Source organism: Occallatibacter sp. (assembly GCF_049802275.1).
Taxonomy (GTDB): Bacteria; Acidobacteriota; Terriglobia; order Terriglobales; family Acidobacteriaceae; genus Telmatobacter.
In genome coordinates this window covers 1-3,526 of record NZ_JBARMD010000032.1, presented here as the reverse complement: position 1 = coordinate 3,526, position 3,526 = coordinate 1, and the positions used below count along the sequence as shown (strand labels likewise).

The window sequence follows — 3,526 nt, the reverse complement described above, 5'->3', positions numbered from 1 at the left end:
TGCGCTTCGCTGACCGTCAGTGGAGCAAGCCTCAGCCAGACGGCCTCTCGGGCGAGACACGCTACTGGATCGATGACATGTACATGATCACGATCCTGCAACTTGAAGCCTATCGCGCGACCAACGATACGAAATATCTGGACCGCGCTGCGAATGAGATGGTTGCGTATCTGCGCAAGCTGCAGCAGCCGAACGGGCTTTTCTTTCACGCCGCGGACGTGCCGTTTTTCTGGGGCAGAGGCAATGGCTGGGTCGCCGCAGGCATGGCGGAGATGTTGCTTTCACTGCCGCAGGACCATCCGTTGAGAGCGGAAATTCTAGACTCGTATCGCAAGATGATGGCGGAACTTGCCAGGAACCAGAACGCGGACGGCACGTGGCGGCAACTGATCGATCATCCCGAGGCCTGGGAGGAGAGCTCATCCACCGGCATGTTCACCTTCGCCATGATCGAAGGTGTGCGTCATGGTTGGCTTGCGGAGGAGACGTTTGGGCCAGTTGCACGGCGAGGATGGATTGCCCTTGCGGGATTCATAGATCAGAACGCGGACGTAACCAATGTCTGCGCGGGCACGAACAAGGAGAACAGCTACGACTACTACATGGCGCGGCCGAGACGGACCGGGGATTTTCACGGGCAGGCGCCTGTGCTGTGGGCCGCGCGAGCACTGCTGGAGAAATAGAAGCTGCCTGCGGTGAATTGGCGACTGTAATTCTGAGGAGCGACGTTACGGAGTGGTAACTAACGAAGTAGCCCATGACCCGACCGGAACCCACAAGTTCGGTAAACAAGCGTTTCTGGCCTGGCTTCGTCGAGGTTCCGCGAACGAAAGTCGTATGACATTTGAGCCAATTCCGCGTGCTACCGTGTCAGCATTTCTCATGGAGTGTAAGTCGTTTGTCGCTGCGTCGTGTGGCTATCTTGGGCTGGGCTCCCATAACCTTGGCCGCGCTGCGCGTGAAGATGGCTTGGCGCAGAAATCACCTCTATGTGAAATCTGAGAAGCTCTGGGCATTGCTCTCTTTAGGGGACGCCAAGAAGATTTTGTGTTCCGGAAAGCCCGAGTTGATAGACGAGATTAAGAGCGGATTCCGGCGCTCGCCCCACTAGGTTGACTTTGGATCGATAACCGAGGATAGTTTCCGACGATATGACATTGTGGTGCCCCTGAGCCTACCCGCCCTGGAGGAGGCTCGTCGGCGTTCCCCGCTACAGAAGAATGCATTTCCACTGCGTCTGAGGAATCAGTGCGTCTTTGTGATGATAAGTACGAGTCTAACCTGGCGCTCATCAAAGCCGGATTCGGCGAATACATCCCAAAAGTGACGCAGGGAGTGGCGCTAACGACCCCATACATCCTGAAAGAGCGTATCAGTTCGTGGGGGAAGGGCTGTTACATCATCCGCAACTGCGGCGACGAAGAGGCGCAACTCAACCGCATCACTGATCCCAGATACTTCTGCCAAGAACTTATACCGAGAACCGCGGAGTTCGCGACGCACATCCTGTTTGTTGACAGCAGAATTGTTAAGGCACTGAACATCAAATATGAATTTGCCAGCGACGCGCCGATTAAAGGACAAGATGCCGCTCTTTTCTTAGTCGTTCATCGTTGCCCCTATCTGGCTTTGTTCGCGCGGGTACTGCGGGAGATCCAATTCGAAGGACTTTATTGCGTGAATTACAAAGTGGCGAAGGGGCAGCCGTTTCTGCTGGAAATCAATCCTCGCTTCGGCGGAAGCCTTGCACCTTATTTCTTCTCTTTCATAAGACACTTTCGCTAGCGAGGGTGAGAGGAAGAAGCCGCGATTCCTTATTTCCGAAGAGCCCGGTTGGATTACCGCCCAGAAATAACCAGTTGATCAAGATGAAACTTCCGAGTGGGGGCAATCGACGCCAAGTCGTCCATCGTGCACCTGCCGCACCTTCCTTGCGAGGTGTTTTCTGTGACGCGCGGCTGTCACATCTGACAGTTGAAGACGGAGCAAAAGTCAAATAACAATTTTCATCTGTTTTTCAGTGCACGCAAAATGTCTGCCCTCCACATCCTTTTGCGAGGTGTTTTCAATGAAGTCGAGACTCTTTTCCATCATTGGAATCTCAGGCTTAGCGGTTGTCGCTGCATCAACGGGTGTCATCACCAGTCAAGAGACAGGGAAAGGACAAGCGACAATGACGAAAACACCAGAGAGATCGATTACGGCCATTGACACGGTGCTGGAACCTGATGCGACGATGATTGAGCGGGCGACGGCCGACAATGCCCGCTTGCTCAAGAATTTTCCCAAGGGATACACACTGGGAGGTATACACGCACCGCACGTTTCGATGCTTCAGCGGTATGTCTACACCGATCAGCTCGACAATCTCTATGCCGCTGTCGACAAAGTCTTCGCAGAAGAAGACCCGGCAAGCTGGAAGCTGAAAGCGTTCAAGTACTACTACATTCCATCCGGCCCCCTCGGGCTTGGCGGCATCGTAATCGAGCCGATCCCTGACCTGTTAAGGCTGCAGCAGAAGCTGATTGATGCGGAAGCACCTTTTGAAGCCCCGAATGGCACGGCGGCCGCATTCGTAACGACCCCGGAAGATCCTGACATCGTCGCACCCCCTGATTGAATACGTTCGAGTGTTTGTTCCCGAGCACAGCGGCGCACACTTCAGCCCTCACGTCACAATCGGACTTGGCACCAGGGAGTTCCTGGATGCGATGCTGGCTGAGCCGTTCGCCTCCTTCACGTTTTCACCCGTGGGGGCGTCCGTCTACCACCTGGGCAATTACGGAACCGCGATGAAGAAGCTCCATGCGATCCCAGTGAAGCACTGACTCTCAGTCGAGCGGTTCCCGGGCGAGTCGAGATCGCACGTACGGAGCAGGGCTTCGATTTCTTTCGTTACAGGCAAGCGAAGTTTCGCGCCGAACTTTGTGGTGAAGGCGAGGAGTCCGCTGATTGGGTCCCGGTGTTCGGGACAGAGGCGCGCTGCAGCGCCTGAGCGGAGTGCGAGGTCGGAGCAGAGGAGAATCCAGAGGCGCATGTGCGGCTCTGCGATGGGCATTCCCGTCATCCCCAAACGCGAATAAGTGAAGCAGCAAACACGCCGCAGCGAGAATCCAAGCACATACGTTTACAGTAACCGCGCGCTGATTACCGCTGAGCGCTTTTCACGGAATCCGATGTGGGATTGTGAGATTGCGGAGAATGGACCACTTTGATACGATCACTGTCTTTAGATCACATATATCCACAGAATGCGGAATCGACCGATCTCGGGAGCTCGACTCAACGACCAGGGTTGTTGACCGAGGAGGAATTATGAAACGCTTTTTCTCCAGACTCTATTTCTTATTGCGAAGGGCAAGAGAGCTCCGAGAGGGAGCAACCGCAGTCGAGTACCTGTTGGCCGCTATGATGCTGGCCCTCGCTTCAGTAGCCGGGGGGCACCTGCTTGCAACGAGCATTGGCAAAGCATTCTCGCAAATCGCAGCCACCGCGAATCAATCATTCGGGACGACCCTTGCAAACC

Annotated in this window: 5 protein-coding genes; 4 read left to right on the top strand and 1 reads right to left on the bottom strand. The window is 55.0% G+C overall.

Translation table 11 applies throughout. The features are described 5' to 3' along the window. The 3 genes from WA354_RS00915 to WA354_RS00905 all read left to right on the top strand — a co-directional run. A partial coding sequence (locus tag WA354_RS00915; RefSeq protein WP_472811127.1) for a glycoside hydrolase family 88/105 protein occupies positions 1 to 683 on the top strand: 683 nt, incomplete at its 5' end. A 565-nt stretch (positions 684 to 1,248) separates the two neighbouring features. Beyond that, positions 1,249 to 1,785, top strand: coding sequence for an ATP-grasp domain-containing protein (locus WA354_RS00910; RefSeq protein WP_472811126.1), 537 nt, complete (start codon positions 1,249 to 1,251; stop codon positions 1,783 to 1,785). 388 nt (positions 1,786 to 2,173) lie between these two features. Next, positions 2,174 to 2,620: a hypothetical protein gene (locus WA354_RS00905; protein WP_472811125.1), complete on the top strand. Its 447-nt coding sequence runs from the start codon at positions 2,174 to 2,176 to the stop codon at positions 2,618 to 2,620. A 159-nt stretch (positions 2,621 to 2,779) separates the two neighbouring features. On the opposite strand, the gene WA354_RS00900 is transcribed toward WA354_RS00905, so the two are convergent. Beyond that, positions 2,780 to 3,058 (bottom strand): hypothetical protein, encoded by a 279-nt coding sequence (locus WA354_RS00900; protein ID WP_472811124.1) that lies wholly within the window; start codon positions 3,056 to 3,058, stop codon positions 2,780 to 2,782. Between the two features lie 257 nt (positions 3,059 to 3,315). On the opposite strand from WA354_RS00900, the gene WA354_RS00895 reads away from it, so the two are divergent. Then, positions 3,316 to 3,526 (top strand): hypothetical protein (locus tag WA354_RS00895; protein WP_472811123.1); only part of this gene is annotated, 211 nt, incomplete at its 3' end.